General features: G+C 62.9%; 15 protein-coding genes. 5 read left to right on the forward strand and 10 right to left on the reverse strand.

The window, feature by feature from the left end:
* The first annotated feature begins 64 nt into the window (after positions 1-64).
* Both AAFN84_RS04950 and AAFN84_RS04955 read left to right on the forward strand, forming a co-directional pair.
* Positions 65-1441, forward strand: a complete 1377-nt coding sequence (locus AAFN84_RS04950) for an aspartate aminotransferase family protein (protein WP_347513388.1) — start codon at positions 65-67, stop codon at positions 1439-1441.
* A gap of 95 nt (positions 1442-1536) precedes the next feature.
* Positions 1537-1944: a carboxymuconolactone decarboxylase family protein gene (locus AAFN84_RS04955; RefSeq protein ID WP_347513389.1), complete on the forward strand. Its 408-nt coding sequence runs from the start codon at positions 1537-1539 to the stop codon at positions 1942-1944.
* A gap of 301 nt (positions 1945-2245) precedes the next feature.
* Here AAFN84_RS04955 and mmsB read toward each other — a convergent pair whose 3' ends face one another.
* Together mmsB and AAFN84_RS04965 are read right to left on the reverse strand one after the other, a co-directional pair.
* On the reverse strand, positions 2246-3130 hold the full coding sequence (gene mmsB / locus AAFN84_RS04960; RefSeq protein WP_347513390.1) for a 3-hydroxyisobutyrate dehydrogenase: 885 nt from the start codon (positions 3128-3130) through the stop codon (positions 2246-2248).
* 4 nt (positions 3131-3134) lie between these two features.
* Complete coding sequence (locus tag AAFN84_RS04965) at positions 3135-4304, reverse strand: isobutyryl-CoA dehydrogenase (RefSeq protein ID WP_347513391.1); 1170 nt, start codon at positions 4302-4304, stop codon at positions 3135-3137.
* Between the two features lie 117 nt (positions 4305-4421).
* Here AAFN84_RS04965 and AAFN84_RS04970 point away from each other — a divergent pair, with 117 nt between their 5' ends.
* Entirely contained in the window at positions 4422-5903 is a 1482-nt protein-coding gene (locus AAFN84_RS04970; RefSeq protein WP_347513392.1) for a cobyric acid synthase, read from the forward strand.
* Between the two features lie 2 nt (positions 5904-5905).
* Here the strand turns inward: AAFN84_RS04970 and AAFN84_RS04975 are convergent, their stop codons facing one another.
* From AAFN84_RS04975 to AAFN84_RS04985, 3 genes are all read right to left on the reverse strand, one after another.
* A complete protein-coding gene (locus tag AAFN84_RS04975) occupies positions 5906-6334 on the reverse strand; it encodes a VOC family protein (protein ID WP_347513393.1) in 429 nt (142 codons plus the stop codon).
* Positions 6335-6415: 81 nt separating this feature from the next.
* A complete protein-coding gene (locus AAFN84_RS04980; RefSeq protein ID WP_347513394.1) occupies positions 6416-7273 on the reverse strand; it encodes an AraC family transcriptional regulator in 858 nt (285 codons plus the stop codon).
* A 40-nt stretch (positions 7274-7313) separates the two neighbouring features.
* Positions 7314-8069, reverse strand: coding sequence for a TSUP family transporter (locus AAFN84_RS04985; protein ID WP_347513395.1), 756 nt, complete (start codon positions 8067-8069; stop codon positions 7314-7316).
* A gap of 110 nt (positions 8070-8179) precedes the next feature.
* On the opposite strand from AAFN84_RS04985, the gene AAFN84_RS04990 reads away from it, so the two are divergent.
* Complete coding sequence (locus AAFN84_RS04990) at positions 8180-8617, forward strand: TerB family tellurite resistance protein (RefSeq protein WP_347513396.1); 438 nt, start codon at positions 8180-8182, stop codon at positions 8615-8617.
* Between the two features lie 26 nt (positions 8618-8643).
* On the opposite strand, the gene AAFN84_RS04995 is transcribed toward AAFN84_RS04990, so the two are convergent.
* The 5 genes from AAFN84_RS04995 to AAFN84_RS05015 form a co-directional block, all read right to left on the reverse strand.
* Positions 8644-10272, reverse strand: a complete 1629-nt coding sequence (locus tag AAFN84_RS04995; protein ID WP_347513397.1) for a dipeptide ABC transporter ATP-binding protein — start codon at positions 10270-10272, stop codon at positions 8644-8646.
* The gene (locus AAFN84_RS05000; protein ID WP_347513794.1) at positions 10269-11120 is read right to left on the reverse strand and encodes an ABC transporter permease; all 852 of its coding nucleotides are present in this window, start codon (positions 11118-11120) and stop codon (positions 10269-10271) included. The genes AAFN84_RS04995 and AAFN84_RS05000 overlap by 4 nt, the downstream gene beginning before the upstream one ends.
* 17 nt (positions 11121-11137) lie before the next feature.
* Entirely contained in the window at positions 11138-12085 is a 948-nt protein-coding gene (locus tag AAFN84_RS05005) for an ABC transporter permease (RefSeq protein WP_347513398.1), read from the reverse strand.
* A 52-nt stretch (positions 12086-12137) separates the two neighbouring features.
* Positions 12138-13619: an ABC transporter substrate-binding protein gene (locus tag AAFN84_RS05010; protein WP_347513399.1), complete on the reverse strand. Its 1482-nt coding sequence runs from the start codon at positions 13617-13619 to the stop codon at positions 12138-12140.
* A 138-nt stretch (positions 13620-13757) separates the two neighbouring features.
* Positions 13758-15029 carry an acetylornithine deacetylase/succinyl-diaminopimelate desuccinylase family protein gene (locus tag AAFN84_RS05015; RefSeq protein ID WP_347513795.1) on the reverse strand — a complete coding sequence of 424 codons (1272 nt, stop codon included), beginning with the start codon at positions 15027-15029 and terminating at the stop codon, positions 13758-13760.
* Positions 15030-15198: 169 nt separating this feature from the next.
* Between AAFN84_RS05015 and AAFN84_RS05020 the strand changes: the two genes are divergently transcribed.
* Positions 15199-15624 (forward strand): L,D-transpeptidase, encoded by a 426-nt coding sequence (locus AAFN84_RS05020; RefSeq protein WP_347513400.1) that lies wholly within the window; start codon positions 15199-15201, stop codon positions 15622-15624.
* Positions 15625-15705: the final 81 nt, after the last annotated feature.

Consider the following 15705-nt stretch of genomic DNA (forward strand, 5'->3'; position numbering starts at 1 on the left):
GCCGCCTGCCGCTTGAATCCGCTACGGCGCCACGCCGATCGATTCAACCGGAGACATTATCCCCATGACTTATCAGAATTTTTCGCTGAAGCAGCTTCAGGAGATGGATGCCGCCCATCATCTCCATCCGTTCACCGACCACAAGGATCTTCGCGCGGCGGGCAGCCGCATGATCACCCATGCCGACGGGCCGTTTATCTACGATTCCGATGGCAACGAGATCCTCGATGGCATGGCCGGGCTGTGGTGCGTCAATGTCGGCTACGGACGCCACGAACTGGCTGAGGCGGCCTATGCCCAGATGAAGGAACTGCCATACTACAACTCGTTCTTTCGCTGCTCGACGCCGACGCCGGTCCTTTTGGCGAAGAAGCTCGCGGAGATCGCCCCGGCTGGTATCAACCAGGTCTTCTACGGTTCCTCCGGCTCGGAAGCCAACGACACCGCGCTGCGGCTTGTGCGTCATTACTGGGCGCTGGAGGGCAAGCCGAAGAAGAACATGATCATCTCGCGCAAGAACGCGTATCACGGCTCGACCGTGGCGGGCACGTCGCTCGGCGGCATGGCGGGAATGCACGGCCAGCTTGGCGGTGCCGTACCGAACATCGTGCACGTAATGATGCCCTATGCCTACGAACTGGCGTTGCCCGGCGAGAGCGAGCATGATTTCGGCCTGCGGGCGGCAAAGGCGATCGAGGATGCCATCCTTGAAGCCGGGCCGGACAATGTCGCTGCCTTCATCGGCGAGCCGGTGATGGGCGCGGGCGGCGTGAAGATCCCACCCGAAAGCTACTGGCCCGAAGTGCAGCGGATCTGTCGCAAGTATGACGTGCTGCTGATGCTCGACGAAGTGATAACCGGCTATGGGCGCACCGGCGCCTGGTTTGCGGCGCAGTCGATGGGCATCGAGCCGGACATGATCACCACGGCCAAGGCGCTGACATCAGGCTATCAGCCGCTCTCTGCGCTTCTGGTGGGTGACCGCGTTGCCGGTACGGTCGTCGAAAAGGGCGGCGAGTTCTATCACGGCTACACCTATGCGGGGCATCCGGTCGCCTGCGCGGTCGCGCTGGCCAACCTCGACATCATCGAGCGGGAAGGGCTGATCGAGCGCGTGCGCGACGAGACTGGGCCCTATTTCCGCAAGGCGCTGAGCGACCGGCTCGCCGGCCACGATATTGTCGGCCAAGTGCGCACCATCGGCCTGATGGGCGCGATCGAGATCGTCAAGGACAAGGAGACCCGCGAGCGGTTTCCCGGGGACGGCGCCGCGGCGGTGATCGTCCGCGACCATGCCATCGCAAACGGCATGATGATGCGCGCGACGGGGGACACGATGATCCTGTCGCCGCCGCTTATCTGGACAAGAGACACCATCGACATGGCGGTGGAGAGGATCGAAAGAGCACTGGACTCGGCCAGCCTCGACCTTAGAAAATAGCCGACAAACCATCTATTGCATCCGTCCCGAAAGCGCCCAGGAACTATGGGGGCCGCTTTCGGAGGCGGGAGCCCCAGGGTCATGGAGTGAGACCGATGGCTGAAGAACCGCTCGTGGCGCCGATCGAGTACGAAGATGCGAATGAAGACGTGCGTGCCGTCTATGACGACATCATGCAGACGCGCAGCACCGATTGGGTCAACAATTTCTGGAAGGTGCTGGCGCACGATCCGGCGCTGCTCAAATCGACCTGGGAGGACATCAAGCAGGTGATGAGCCCTGGCTCGCTCGATTCTTTCACCAAGGAACTGATCTACATCGCCGTGTCGGCTACCAATGGCTGCGAGTATTGCACCTATTCGCATACCGCGGCAGCGCGCGCCAAGGGAATGACCGACCAGCAACTCATGGAGCTTCTCGCCGTCGTCGGCATGGCTAACGAGACGAACAGGCTTTCGAACGGATTGCGCCCGTCAGTGGACGTGCAATTCAAGCCGCGCTGAGAGAAAGGCCTTACAGCAAAAACCGCGTTCTCCGGGCGGGGAGATACGCGGTCTTGCCAAATCAACGCATGGCGCTTCGCAAACTCGATACGCGGCGAAACTTACGGCTCCGGTACGCGAGACCTGATCCGGAGCGCGGGCGGATGCGATAACCGCCTCGAGAACCGTTCTACAGGGACATCGTTACCGGTCGGTTAGCGAGAGCTTAAGCAAATCTAAATCCGGCATTTTTTCGACGAAAGCGGGTGTTCAGCGCCTGTCCACAGGCCAATTCCCAATTGAACGCACTTGCTGCCGATGTTCAGGCGTGCCCGTCACGCAGGAAGCGGATTATTCCGGAGAAATCCGTACCGGCGTTGCCGGCCGCCTCGAACCGGGCATAGAGGTCGGCGGCATGGGCACCGAGCGGGGTGGAAGCACCGGCCGATTGTGCGGCCTCCTGCGACAGCTTCAGATCCTTGAGCATGAGCGCAGCGGCAAAGCCGGGCTTGTAGTCGCGATTGGCTGGCGAGGTTGGTACCGGGCCAGGGACGGGGCAATAGGTGGTCAGCGACCAGCATTGCCCGGAAGAGGTGGAGGCGACATCGTACAGCGCCTGATGGGACAGGCCGAGCTTCTCTGCCAGCACGAACGCTTCGCCAACGCCGATCATCGAGATGCCGAGGATCATGTTGTTGCATATCTTGGCGGCCTGACCGGCACCCGCGTCGCCGCAATGCACGATCTTTCCGGCCATCGCAGTGAGTATCGGCTCCGCTTTCGCGAACGCGTCGGTGGAGCCGCCCGCCATGAAGGTGAGGGTGCCTGCTTCAGCACCGCCGACACCGCCAGAAACCGGCGCGTCTACCGACAGCATGCCGGCCTTTGCGGCGATCCCATGGGCCTGCCTTGCTGAATCGACGTCGATCGTGGAGGAGTCGATGAACACCGTGCCTTCGCGCGCGGCCGGTACGATGTCGCCATAGACGCTCAGCACATGCTTGCCGGCGGGCAGCATTGTGATGACGATGTCCGCCGCCTTGACGGCCTCCACGGCGCTTCCGGCAACCGAAACGCCGTTGTCGCGCGCGGTGGCCAGATTGTCCTCGAGGAGGTCGAACCCGTGCACCGTGTGGCCGGCCTTGACGAGATTTGCGGCCATGGGGTTGCCCATGTTGCCGAGGCCGATGAATGCAATGGTGGTCATTTCGTCAGTTCCTCCCGATCAGGTGACGGGCGATGATGACCCGCATAATCTCGTTGGTGCCTTCCAGGATCTGGTGCACGCGCAGGTCACGCACCAGCTTCTCGACGCCATATTCATGCAGGTAGCCGTAGCCGCCGTGGATCTGCAGCGCATCGTTTGCGATGTCGAAGCAGGTATCGGTGACGAACCGCTTGGCCATCGCCGACCATTTGCTTGCGTCGGGCGCCTTTCGGTCCAGCTTGGCGGCAGCCGCATACAGGAGCACGCGAGAGGCCTGAAGGTCCGTCTCCATGTCGGCGAGCTTGAACTGCAGCGCCTGGAACTGGTCGATCGTCCGGCCGAAGGCCTGACGCTCGCCTGCATAGGCCAGCGCCTTGTCGAGCGCGGCCTGCGCGCCGCCCAGCGAGCAGGCAGCGATGTTGAGACGGCCGCCGTCGAGACCGGCCATGGCGATGCCGAAGCCGGCGCCTTCGCCCGACAGGAGGTTTGCTGCCGGCACGCGGCAATCCTCGAGGATCACCTGCCGTGTCGGCTGCATGTGCCAGCCCATCTTGCTTTCGCTGGGGCCGAACGACAGACCAGGCGCGTCCTTGGGCACGACGAAGGTCGAGATGCCCTTCGGGCCGTCCTCGCCGGTGCGGACCATGACGACGTAGAGATCGGAATCGCCGGCGCCGGAGATGAACTGCTTGGCGCCGTTGAGGATATACTCGTCACCGTCCTTCACGGCGCGCGTCCGCAAAGCGGCCGCATCTGACCCGGAGCCGGGTTCCGTCAGGCAGTAGCTTGCCAGCCACTCCATCGACGTCATCTTGGGGAGAAAGCGCTGCCGCTGTTCGTCGGAGCCGAACAGGTCGACCATCCAGGCCGCCATGTTGTGGATCGAGATCATCGAGGAGAAGCCGGGACAGGCTGCGGCCAGAGCTTCGAAGATGAGCACGGCGTCCAAGCGGCCGAGGCCGGATCCGCCGACATCCTCGCGGATGTAGATTCCGCCGAAGCCGAGCGCGCCGGTCTCGCGGATCACGGCGGATGGAAAAAAGCGCTCGCGGTCCCAGTCGAGCGCATAGGGCGCGACCCTGTCGGCGGCGAAGCCCGCCGTCATCTCCTGAATGGCGCGCTGGTCCGGGTTGAGTTCAAACTGATTGGCTGTCGCGTCGAGTGCGGCGTCCATGACGTCCTCCCTGGAGTCGATTGTGGACTTGACCTCCAATCTAGCCCATTGGGAAACCTGCGCAACGTGCCACCCCGCAAAGGCGCTGTGCGCCAAAGCGACAACGGAGAGTGCAAAATGTCGACTGCCCGCAAGGCCCGCGGCATCATGCTTCAGGGAACGGGATCGGACGTCGGCAAGACGGTGCTCGTCGCGGGCCTGTGCCGCGCGGCGCGCAACAGGGGCCTTTCCGTGCGACCCTTCAAGCCACAGAACATGTCGAACAATGCCGCCGTGGCGGATATCCCCGGGTCGGCCATGGGCGGCGAGATAGGGCGCGCGCAGTGGCTCCAGGCACTGGCCTGTGGCGCTCCCGCCAGCGTGGACATGAATCCCGTCCTTCTCAAGCCGCAGAGCGATGTCGGCGCTCAGGTGGTGGTGCACGGGAAAATGATCGGTGACGCCGTCGCGCGCGACTATCAGACCCTCAAGGCCTCGCTGATGGCGGCGGTGTTGGAGTCGTGGACGAGGCTGTCCCGTGATGCAGACCTCGTGGTGGTGGAGGGGGCAGGCTCTCCGGCGGAAATCAACCTGCGGGACAACGACATCGCCAATATGGGTTTCGCCACGCGCGCGGACGTGCCAGTGGTGCTCGTGGGCGACATCGACCGGGGCGGCGTCATTGCGTCGATCGCCGGGACGCATCTCATCCTTCCCGACGAGGACCGGCGCATGATCGTCGGTTACCTGATCAACAAGTTTCGCGGTGACGTGACGCTGTTCGATGACGGCCTCAAGGCGATTGGCGGCTACACCGGTTGGCGTTCGTTCGGTGTGGTGCCGTGGCTGCGCGAGGCGGCACTTCTGCCTTCGGAAGATGCGGTGGTGCTGGAGCGCGCGGCGAGGGGCGATGGACCGGCCTGCAAGGTGGCGGTGCCGATGCTGTCACGAATCGCCAATTTCGACGATCTCGATCCACTGAAGGCGGAGCCCGAGGTGGAAGTCGTGTTTGTGCCGCCAGGCCAACGATTGCCTCGCGACGCGGCGCTGGTGGTCCTGCCGGGGTCCAAGGCGACGATTGCCGATCTGGCGATGGTGCGTGACAATGGCTGGGACGACGACCTTGCGGCCCACAGAAGGCGTGGCGGACGCATCATTGGCCTGTGCGGCGGCTACCAGATGCTCGGCCGCCTGGTTTCGGATCCCCACGGTATTGAAGGTGGCGGCAGCGTCGCGGGGCTGGGGCTTCTGGATGTCGAAACCGTGCTGGAGCCGGAAAAGACGGTACGCAACGTAGAGGCGCGTTCGGTCATCCATGACGAACCATTGTCCGGCTACGAAATCCATCTCGGCCGCACTGTAGGGCCGGATACTCTTCGGCCGGCTGTGACGATCGACGGAGTGCCAGATGGCGCCGTGTCGGCCGACGGGCGCGTCTGGGGCACGTATCTCCACGGCATCTTCGGCGCAGACCGGTTCCGGCGCAAAGTTCTGGCCGAGCTTGGTGTGCGTGGCAACGGTGTCGACTACCGCGCAGGCATCGAGCAGGCGCTCGATGCCTTGGCCGCCCATCTCGAGCGGCATGTCGATGTGGATGGGCTGCTCGCCGCGGCGCGGTGAGTTCAGGCCTTTTCGATCGCCTTTGGCCAATAGGTTCCGAAACACCAGACGTTGCCTTCCGGATCGCGGCAGATGAATTCGCGGCTGCCGTAATCGCGATCCGTCGGGCCCTGCTCGATCGTCGCGCCAGCCTTGCTGACGCGTTCAAACAGCGCGTCGAGGTCGTCTACCGCGATATAGAGAGATTTGCCGCCCTGATCGCCGGCACGGCCGACCATCTCGCCATAGGTATCCGTCTTGTCGTCGCCGCACATGATCATGGACGAGCCGAAGGCGAGTTCGGCATGATCAACCTTACCGTCTGCCCCGTCGTAGCGCGCATGCACTTCGAAACCGACGACACTCGTCAGCCAGTCGATCATTCGCGCCGCGTCGCGAAAGCGAAACGTGGGGAAGATGCGTGGCGGTTCGGAAGGCGAATAGGTGGACATCACTTGCTCCTTGTCCTTGCGTGAAGACAAGCATGATGTGTCACGTCGGTTCCAATAGCTTGAAGGAATGTAACCTGTCGCTCAACGTGCCGCTGCAGACAGCCATGCGGAAGGCGTGGTGCCGGAGAAGGCCCGGAATTCGCGCGTCAGATGTGCCTGGTCGGCGTAGCCGCAGGCGGCGGCAATCTCGGCCCAGCCGTTTTCCTCGCCGCCGGACGCAAGCCTCTGCGCGTTCATGAACCGGGCGATACGCGCGACCTGCTTTGGCGGCAGGCCGAATTCATCATGAAAGCGCGAGGCCAGATGCTTGCGGCTCCAACCAAGGTGATCGGCAAGGTTTCCGATCGTGGCACGCCCTGCCGACGCGACAATTCGATCATAGGCCCAACCAGTCGGCGATGGCCGGGCCGACGGCATTCCCAATCTCGCCTGCAAGAACGCTTCGGCAAGCTCCAGACGTCGGTCCCAATCGTCTTCCTCACCCAGTTGATGGCGCAAGCGATCGAGGGATTTGTCGCCGAGATCGCCGAGGCCAACCATGCGCTCCGTCAGTTCGCTCATCGGCATTCCGAAGAAGCGCCTGGCGCCGCGCGGCGTCAATGTGATCTCGAGGCATGAACACGCGCCCGCCGAGATGATGTTTGCCGGCGCAAGGCACAGGCCGGCGGTGAAGCTGTGAAAACCGTCATCTCGCGTCGGTGCTCGGCCCAGCGCAATCTCGAACGGATCGGAAAAGCCGATAAGCAGGGGCACAACGAGCGATGCGGTCTCGACCTGACGGATCGACGTGCCGGAAAGCTCGCGATAGAGTGCGATGTCGAGCACCAGGCCTTCCAGTTCGCGCGGCGGCGGTACCTTGAGCAACGTGAACGTGTCGGTCGAGACTACGGTCGCGTCCGGTCGCCTGGAAATCGCTGCAAGAAGCGGTTCTTTTGTCATTGCCTTCAATCGTAGCGCAAAGACCGAACGTGCGCGAGGCTCAGTCGAGCAGCAGCCTTATCGCCAGCACCACGCAGGTTATCACCAGCAGGGGCTTGATCAGCCTGGCGCCGTTTTTCATCGCCAGGCCCGCGCCGACCCGTGCGCCGAGAAACTGGCATGCGCCCATCATGATGCCGATTTGCCAGGAAACCACGCCGGCATACGCGAAGAACGCAAAGCCGCCGAGGTTCGACGCGAGGTTGAGCAGTTTGGTGTGCGCGGTCGCCTTGAGCACGCCGTATCCGGCAAGCGCCACGAACGACAGCATGAAGAAGGAGCCGGTGCCCGGGCCAAAGACGCCGTCGTAGAAGCCGATGACCGGCACGATCATCAGTCCGAACAGGAACGGCGACAGGCGCTCCGCGCGGTCGACGTCGTCCATGTTGGGCTTGAAGGCGAAGTAGACCGCGATCACGATCAGCATCGGAGGCAGCGCGGCATGCAGCCATTCGCCTGGCAACACGGTCGCCAAAGCCGCGCCGCAGAAGGCGCCCAGGAACGACATTACCGCAGCCGGTAGCTGCTTGCGCAGGTCGACATGTCCCTTGGAGGCGTAGGCGATGGTAGCCGAGGCCGCGCCAAACAGACCCTGCAGCTTGTTTGTACCCAGCGCCTGGACGGGCGAGAACCCAGCCAGCAACAGCGCCGGCACGGTGATGAGGCCGCCACCTCCGGCAATCGAATCGATGAAGCCGCCAAGGAAAGCGGCAACCGCGAGAAGCAGGATGAGTTCGGTTGCGAGATCGGAGAACATGTGGGCTGCCGCGCGAGATGGTAAGCCGCTTGCAACATAACGCGGTGCTATCCGCAAGCCCGATTACGCGGTAGCGTCGCAGTCAGGCGATTCCGTTGAGGAAGGCAGATATGGCTTTTGAGTTGTTTTCCAGAATAACCGAGCTGTTCGAAGGCGACCCCGCAGTGCGCCGGGTTGCGGAGGACCCGGCCCTGTCCGCCGAAATCCTGCTGCTGTTTCGCATGGTGCTTGCGGATGGGGCCGTCGAGCAAGCGGAACTCGACACGCTGAAGCGGATTTGCGCCGATGCGTTCGGCATCGGCGAGGAGAGTTTCTCCAAGGTGATGCGCTACCTTCAGGACTATGGCTACGAGACCGATACCGCGCAGGCGCTATCGACGTTCCGTGGCTATCCCCGTGAACGGCGCGTAGAGCTTGCACGGCATCTTGCCGAGATCGCCAAGGCGGATCGGCAACTGAACGAGCGTGAGGTGCGGCTGCTTGCCCGGACGCTCGAGGTGCTGCAACTCGATCCAAATGAACTGGCAATAGGCCTGCCTACGGTCTGAAGGCGCTCGAGCAGCTTCGCCAAGCGTCAGCCCTGTTCGACAAGCCGCTTGCGCAGGGCGCGTTGCAGGTCTGGCGCCGCGGCGACGAGCGCCTTGGCCGCATCCGACTGCGGATGATCCAGCACGTCTCCGGTCTTGCCTTCCTCGACGATCCTTCCGTCGTGCATCACCATGACGTCGTCGGTGATGGCGCGCGCCACCGTCAGGTCATGGGTGATGAACAGGTAGGAGACGCCCAGCCGCTGGTTCAGGTCGGCGAACAGATCTAGAACCTGGGCGCGGATGGAGACATCGAGCGCGGATACCGGCTCGTCCGCCACGATCAGCTTCGGCCGTGTGATGATGGCGCGTGCGATCGAGATGCGCTGCCGCTGGCCGCCGGAAAATTCATGCGGATACTTGTCCATGTCGGCAGGTTGCAGGCCGACCTCGTGAAGCGCCTGCGAAACCATTTCGCGACGCTCAGCGGGTGAGGGCGCCTTTTCCAGGAGATGCAGCGGTTCGGCCACCAGCCGCTCGACCTTGTGGCGAGGATTGAACGATCCGTACGGGTCCTGGAAGACCACCTGCATCTTGCGGCGATGGGGTTTCAGCTCGGCCTCATCGAGGCTGCTCACGTCTGCGCCGTCGAGGCGGATGCTGCCTGCCGTCGGCTTGTCCAGGGCCAGGATCAGGCGTGCGAGGGTGGACTTGCCGCAGCCTGAACGCCCGACGAGCGCGACCGACTGGCCCTCAATGATCGAAAACGAAACGCCGTCGACGGCGCGGAAAGGCTCTGCCTTGCGCAACAGCGAGGCACGGCGGCCGGGATAGTCGCGGACCACATTGTCGACGGACAGAAGCGGTGCGGCCGTGGATGGTCCTGCCGCTTCATGTGTGCGACGCTGCGGCACGTGCATTGAGGCCAGCGCGAGCTGGCGCGTATAGGGATGCGCCTGCTCGGTCAGCGTGCGGGCTGTCTCGCCATCTTCCATCACCTCGCCGTGGCGCATGATGGTGATGCGATCGGCCATGTCGGCGACGACCGCGAGGTCGTGCGAGATCAGCAGCAGGCCCATCCGGCGCTCATCGACCAGGTCGCGCAGCAATTCGAGGATCTGCTTCTGGAGCACGACATCGAGCGCCGTAGTCGGTTCGTCGGCGATCAGAAGTTTCGGCTTGAGGGCGCAGGCGATCGCGATGACGACCCGCTGGCGCTGGCCGCCGGACAATTGATGGGGAAAGCGGTTCAGCGGAAATTTCGTCTGCGGCAAGCCCACCCGGTCGAGAATTTCGCGGGCGGTCGCTTCGGCATCGGCACGGTTGGCTCCCGTATGCCAGCGGATGCCCTCGGCCACCTGCTCGCCGATCGTCTTGACGGGATTGAGCGCGGTCATCGGCTCCTGGAACACCATGCCGATTTCGTTGCCGCGCAGCCGGTTCATCGCCGTTTCGGGCGCGGCAAGCAGGTCGATGCCGTCGAAGGTGACGCGTCCCTTTGCAGATGCCGCATGCGGCAGCAACTGCATCACGGTTAGCGCGGTCATCGACTTGCCCGAGCCGGATTCGCCCACCAGGCCGAGCACCTCGCCCTGGCCAAGAGTCAGGTCGATATCCTTCAGGATCGGCGTGCCGCCGATGTCGAGGCGCAGGTTTTCGATCTCGAGCAGGCTCATCGCTGGCGCCTCAGCTTCGGGTCGAGTACGTCGCGCAGCCCGTCGCCGAGCAGGTTCAGCCCGAGCACGGTGATGACGATGGCGAGGCCGGGAAAGATCGCCAGATGCGGGGCGACCATCATGCGGGTCTGCGCGTCGAACAGCATGCGGCCCCATGACGGCATGGGTGGCTGGGCGCCGAGGCCAAGATAGGACAGGCCCGCTTCGGCAAGGATGCCGAGTGCGAACTGGATCGTTCCCTGGACCAGCAGGATGGAGACGATGTTCGGCAGGATGTGCTCGATGGTGATCAACGCCCTGCCTTTTCCGGAGGCTCGCGCCGCCAGCACATATTCGCGCGGCCACAACGATAGCGCGCCCGCACGCGCCACGCGGGCGAACACCGGAACGTTGAAGATGCCGATCGCGATGATCGCGTTGACGGCGCCCGGGCCGAAGATCGCGGTGATCATCACCGCGGAAAGCAGTGCTGGAAAGGCGAAGACGACGTCATTGAAGCGCATCAGCACTTCATCGACCCAGCCGCCGCGCGCGGCAGCCCAGCAGCCGAGCGGCACGCCCAGGCCCATGCCGATGCCGACGGCAACCACCGCGACAGCGATCGAATTCCTGGCACCGATCATGATCATCGACAGGATGTCACGGCCAAAATGGTCGGTGCCGAACAAGTGCTGGCCCGACAGCCCCTTCATCCGGTCGGCGACGATGAGGTTGGTGATGTCGTACGGCGTCCAGACGAAGGAGGCGAGCGCCATGGCGGCGATCAGCGCCGTGATGACGAAGCCGACGAGGAACGAGCGATTGGCAAAGGCCTGCCGGATCACCGTGCGCCAGCCCGTTGGCTCCATTGGCAGAGGCTCGGCGCTCACGTGCGCACCCGCAGGCGCGGATCGACCACCGCGTAGAGGATGTCGACGATGATGTTGACGACCACCACGCTTGCCACGAGCAGCATGATGACACCTTCGACGACGATCAGGTCTCGCTGGGTGATTGCCTGGAACACCAGACGGCCGAGGCCAGGCAGGTAGAACACGTTCTCGATGATGATCGTGCCGGCGAGAAGGAACGAGAATTGAAGTCCCATGATGGTGAGCACCGGGATCATCGCATTGCGCAGCGCATGGCGCCACAGCACGTATTGGCGCGGCATGCCCTTAGCGCGTGCGGTACGGATGTAATCCTCGCCAAGTACCTCCAGCATGGCCGACCGGGTCACGCGGGCGAGGATGGCCGCTTGCGGCAGCGCCAGCGCCAGCGATGGCAGTAGGAGCGATTTGAGCGCGGGCCAGATGCCATTGCCCCAGCCGGGAAATCCACCGGCAGGCACCATGCGCAGCCACACTGCGAAGACGTAGATCATCAGCAGCGCGAACCAGAAATTCGGCACCGCGACTCCCACTTGCGCAAGGCCCATGGAGGCTGTGTCGCCAACCCTGCCACGGCGCGCCGCAGCAAAAATGCCGACGGGGATCGCGATCGCGGTCGACAGGATGAGTGAAATGATAGCCAGAGGCAGCGAGACGATCACGCGTTCGGTAATCAGTTCGATGACGGGGGACGAGTAGGTGAAGGATCGACCAAAATCGCCGACCAGCATCCCGCCGATCCAGGAAAAATAGCGCAGCAGCACGGGATCGCCGAGCCCCATCTGCTCGCGCATGGCGGCAAGCGCCTCGGGCGTCGCGTTCATGCCCAGCATCAGCAGCGCCGGGTCGCCAGGGAGGATTTCCAGCACCGAGAACACCACGACCGAGGCGATGAGCAGCGTCAGGAAACCGATGCCGATACGTTTGAGGAGAAAGGCGGTCATGAGTTGCCGGATGGGTTTCCCTCCCCCTCGAAAGGGGGAGGGATGAGCGTTGCTATTCGGTCCAGTGAACCTTGGTCAGGTCAGCGACCGAAAGTGGCCAGTTTTCCCACATGCCCTCGAGCTTGGCGTCCCAGACGCCGATCTTGGGCAACTGGAAGAGGAAGCCGACGGCCGCGTCCTCGGCGAGGATGCGCTGCGCCTGGCCGTAGAGTTCATTGCGCTTGGCCTCGTCAGCGGTCACGTCGAGTTCTTCCATCACGGCGTTGAACTCTGGGTTCTCGTACTGGAAGTAATAGTCGGGCCGGGCATAGATGCCGATGTCGTTCGGCTCGACATGGCTGACGATCGAGAGATCGTAGTTCTTCTCCGTGAACACCTGGGTCAGCCAGTCAGCCCATTCGAGGGGAATGATCTCGAGATTGATACCGACCTGGCGTAGCTGCGAAGCGATGATCTGGCCACCGTCGCGGGCGTAGCCGGGAGGCGGCAGCTTGAGCGTCGCGGAAAACCCGTCCGGATAGCCTGCCTCTGCCAGCAGTTCCTTCGCCTTCTCCGGATCATAGGGATAGGTGCCGGTGAGGTCGACATAGGCCGGATTGTGGGGCGCAAAGTGCGAGCCGATCGGCGTGCCGAGGCCGGGCGGGATGCCCTGGATAATCTCGTCGCGGTTGAGCGCGTGGGCGATGGCCTGGCGTACTTCCAGCTTGTCGAAGGGTTCCTTCTTGTTGTTGGTCGAAAGCACTGTCTCGCCCTCGGTCGAGCCTATAACCACCTCGAAGCGCGGATCGGCCTCGATCATCGGCAGTGAATCGCCGACCGGCATGTTGGAGAAGGCGTGAACGTCGCCGGACAGCAGGGCAGGGACCGCGGCTGCCGCGTCCGGGATGATCCGGAACTCGGCGCGCTCCAGTGCGACTTCTTCACCCCAGTAGTCCGGGTTCTTCACCAACGTGATCGACGATCCCTTTGCCCAGTTGTCGAACTTGAAAGGGCCGGTGCCGATCGGCGTTTCCTTGTTGCCATCGGCGGAGGCCGGCGAGACAATCGCCGCTTCTCCCCAGCCCATGTTCCAGAGGAAACCGCCCTGCGGGTTCTTCAGGTTGATCACGACGGTCGCGGGATCGATGACTTCAACGCTCTCGATGGCCGAATAGAGACCCTTTTGAGGGTTGACCGAATCTTCGGCCATGGCACGATCGATGGAGAACTTCACGTCATCGGCGCTGAAGTCGGCGCCATCGTGGAATTTGACGCCGGTGTGCAGCTTGAAGGTATAGACCTTGCCGTCGTCTGAAATTTCCCAGCTCTCGGCGAGGCCGGGCTGCACCGCGCCGTCCGGGCCGATCCGGGTGAGGCCTTCAAAGATATTGGCGTAACCCACTTCCTTGATCGCGGCGGCGGCGCCGGCGGTCGGATCGAGGTGCGGCGGCTCCAACACCATGCCGATGATGACATCGGTGCGCTGGGCCATCGCCGATGTCGATGCTGCCAGCGCCAGCGCGGCGGCAAGAACGACGGACTTAAGAAGCTTCATGACTGTCTCCCATTGAAATCCTGTTGGCGGCGATCAAAGCGCGAATCCGCCGGTGAGTAAATCGGCTTTATTTCGCCAACGCCGCTGAAAAGCATTGCGATTTTCGCCGCTCCGTTGCGGCGCTGAGCCTGCATCACGTCATGTGCCGCGAAGCAGGGTGTTCAGGCTAAGCGCCATCACCTTTGCCGATTCAACCATGTCCTCGATACCGACCCATTCGTCGGGACGATGGGCGAGATCGAGGATGCCTGGACCATAGGCGATGCATTCGAACAGATGGCCGATGCGGGCGATGTGCTTCTGGTCGTAGGTGCCCGGCGAGATGACATATTCAGGCTCGCGATCAAAGATCGCGCGGATGCCGTCTGCGACAGCCGTCACGACGGGGGCGTCGCGGTCGGTCATTGTCGGCTGCACTTCCATCACGTCACGGATCGAATAGTCGAATTTCGGGCGTTCCCGCTTCAGCCGGTCGAGGATCGTCGTCACCTCTCCCTTCACCTCGTCGATCTTTTCCTCGAGCAGGAAACGACGATCGATCACCGTGCGGCACGAATCGGCGACATTCGGCGAGGGCAGGCCTGGGAAGAAGTCTTCGGTCTGGCCACCATGAATCGAGTTGATGTTCATCGTCGAGCGCCGCGCGCCTTCCGGCACAACCGGCATCACGGTCTGCTTGCGGTCCAGCGCGGGGAAGAGTTCTTCCTCGAACGCGTCGAGCACGGCACCCATGTGGCGGATGGCGGAGTCGCCAAGGAACGGCATCGAGCCGTGGGCGATGGAGCCCTTTGTCTCGATCTCGGCCCACCAGACGCCGCGATGGCCGAGACAAATCCGATCCTTGTTCAGCGGTTCGGGAATGATCACGTGGTCGACGCGCGGTTTCGAAAAGAAGCCTTTCGATGCGAGATAGGCAACGCCGCCGAAACCGCCCGATTCCTCGTCGACCGTGCCTGAAATCTCGATCGCACCGGGAAAATCGGGGAATACTTCCATGAAGGCTTCAGCCGAGATGATGGAGGCGGCGAGCCCGCCCTTCATGTCGCAGGCGCCGCGCCCGTAGACGCGGCCATCCTTCACGTCGCCTCCGAACGGATCGACCGTCCAGCCGTCACCTGCCTCGACGACGTCGATGTGCGAATTGAAATGCACCGTCTTGCCCGGCGTACGCCCATCGAAGCGCGCGACGACGTTGGTGCGCGGATATCTGTCGCTGTCGCCGGGCGTGCCTTCGCCGCGTATGAGTTCGGTCTCGAAGCCGCTCTTCCTAAGCCGCTGCGCGATATATTCGGCGCAGGGCGTATATGCCTCGCCCGGCGGGTTGATCGTCGGAAAGCGAATGAGTTCTGCGGTGAGTGCCACGAGATCATCGCGGCGGCGTTCGATCGCCTGGAAAAGCTTGTCGTTCATCGCCGCAATTGAGCAGGTGGAGAGCAGGCCTGACAAGGTGCTCATTTTGGTCCAGGCGGATTCTTTGTATCGATTTAGATGACGCGTCGGTGGCCGGCCAAACTTTGTTAGGAAATTGAAGCGAGACTGCCGTCCGGACGATTAAGGATGACGGACGGGGCTGCGTGTCATGAATTGGGTGTTGGGTCTGTCTTGCGGGCTGGTGCTGCTGTGCTCATCAGCTTCTGCCCAGGCGTCGAGTCTCGTCGCACGGGTCGACGTCGCGGCGCAGAAAATGGTCGTGCTGCAACATGGCAAGGTGCTGTATGAATGGCCGGTCTCGACCGCGCGCACAGGCTACGCGACGCCGCGCGGCGAGTTCAGGCCGCAGCGCATTCACAAGATGTGGCATTCGCGCACATACGACAACGCCCCGATGCCCTACGCGGTCTTCTATGATCGCGGCTGGGCTGTGCACGGGACCAACGCCGTGAGCCGTCTTGGAACGCCTGCCTCGCATGGATGCGTGCGGCTGGAAACGACCAATGCCGAAATCTTCTATTCTCTGGTCCGCAAGGTGGGTGCCGGCAATACGCGGATCATCGTGGAGAACTGATCCCGGCAGTCGGCGGCAAAATATTCCACTGATTGTCCGACTGAAGGCATTTCAATCCAAGCCCGTCTTGCATAGACCTGA

It is taken from the genome of Mesorhizobium sp. CAU 1741 (assembly GCF_039839275.1).
Classification (GTDB): Bacteria; Pseudomonadota; Alphaproteobacteria; order Rhizobiales; family Rhizobiaceae; genus Aerobium.

Coding starts and splice junctions, on each gene's coding strand:
- AAFN84_RS05005 (WP_347513398.1), bottom strand. CDS start 12,085: ATGACCGCCTTTCTCCTCAAACGTATCGGCATCGGTTTCCTGACGCTG.
- AAFN84_RS04950 (WP_347513388.1), top strand. CDS start 65: ATGACTTATCAGAATTTTTCGCTGAAGCAGCTTCAGGAGATGGATGCC.
- AAFN84_RS04965 (WP_347513391.1), bottom strand. CDS start 4,304: ATGGACGCCGCACTCGACGCGACAGCCAATCAGTTTGAACTCAACCCG.
- AAFN84_RS05000 (WP_347513794.1), bottom strand. CDS start 11,120: ATGGAGCCAACGGGCTGGCGCACGGTGATCCGGCAGGCCTTTGCCAAT.
- AAFN84_RS04985 (WP_347513395.1), bottom strand. CDS start 8,069: ATGTTCTCCGATCTCGCAACCGAACTCATCCTGCTTCTCGCGGTTGCC.
- AAFN84_RS04980 (WP_347513394.1), bottom strand. CDS start 7,273: ATGACAAAAGAACCGCTTCTTGCAGCGATTTCCAGGCGACCGGACGCG.
- AAFN84_RS05010 (WP_347513399.1), bottom strand. CDS start 13,619: ATGAAGCTTCTTAAGTCCGTCGTTCTTGCCGCCGCGCTGGCGCTGGCA.
- AAFN84_RS05020 (WP_347513400.1), top strand. CDS start 15,199: ATGAATTGGGTGTTGGGTCTGTCTTGCGGGCTGGTGCTGCTGTGCTCA.
- AAFN84_RS04995 (WP_347513397.1), bottom strand. CDS start 10,272: ATGAGCCTGCTCGAGATCGAAAACCTGCGCCTCGACATCGGCGGCACG.
- AAFN84_RS05015 (WP_347513795.1), bottom strand. CDS start 15,029: ATGAACGACAAGCTTTTCCAGGCGATCGAACGCCGCCGCGATGATCTC.
- AAFN84_RS04955 (WP_347513389.1), top strand. CDS start 1,537: ATGGCTGAAGAACCGCTCGTGGCGCCGATCGAGTACGAAGATGCGAAT.
- mmsB (WP_347513390.1), bottom strand. CDS start 3,130: ATGACCACCATTGCATTCATCGGCCTCGGCAACATGGGCAACCCCATG.
- AAFN84_RS04990 (WP_347513396.1), top strand. CDS start 8,180: ATGGCTTTTGAGTTGTTTTCCAGAATAACCGAGCTGTTCGAAGGCGAC.
- AAFN84_RS04975 (WP_347513393.1), bottom strand. CDS start 6,334: ATGTCCACCTATTCGCCTTCCGAACCGCCACGCATCTTCCCCACGTTT.
- AAFN84_RS04970 (WP_347513392.1), top strand. CDS start 4,422: ATGTCGACTGCCCGCAAGGCCCGCGGCATCATGCTTCAGGGAACGGGA.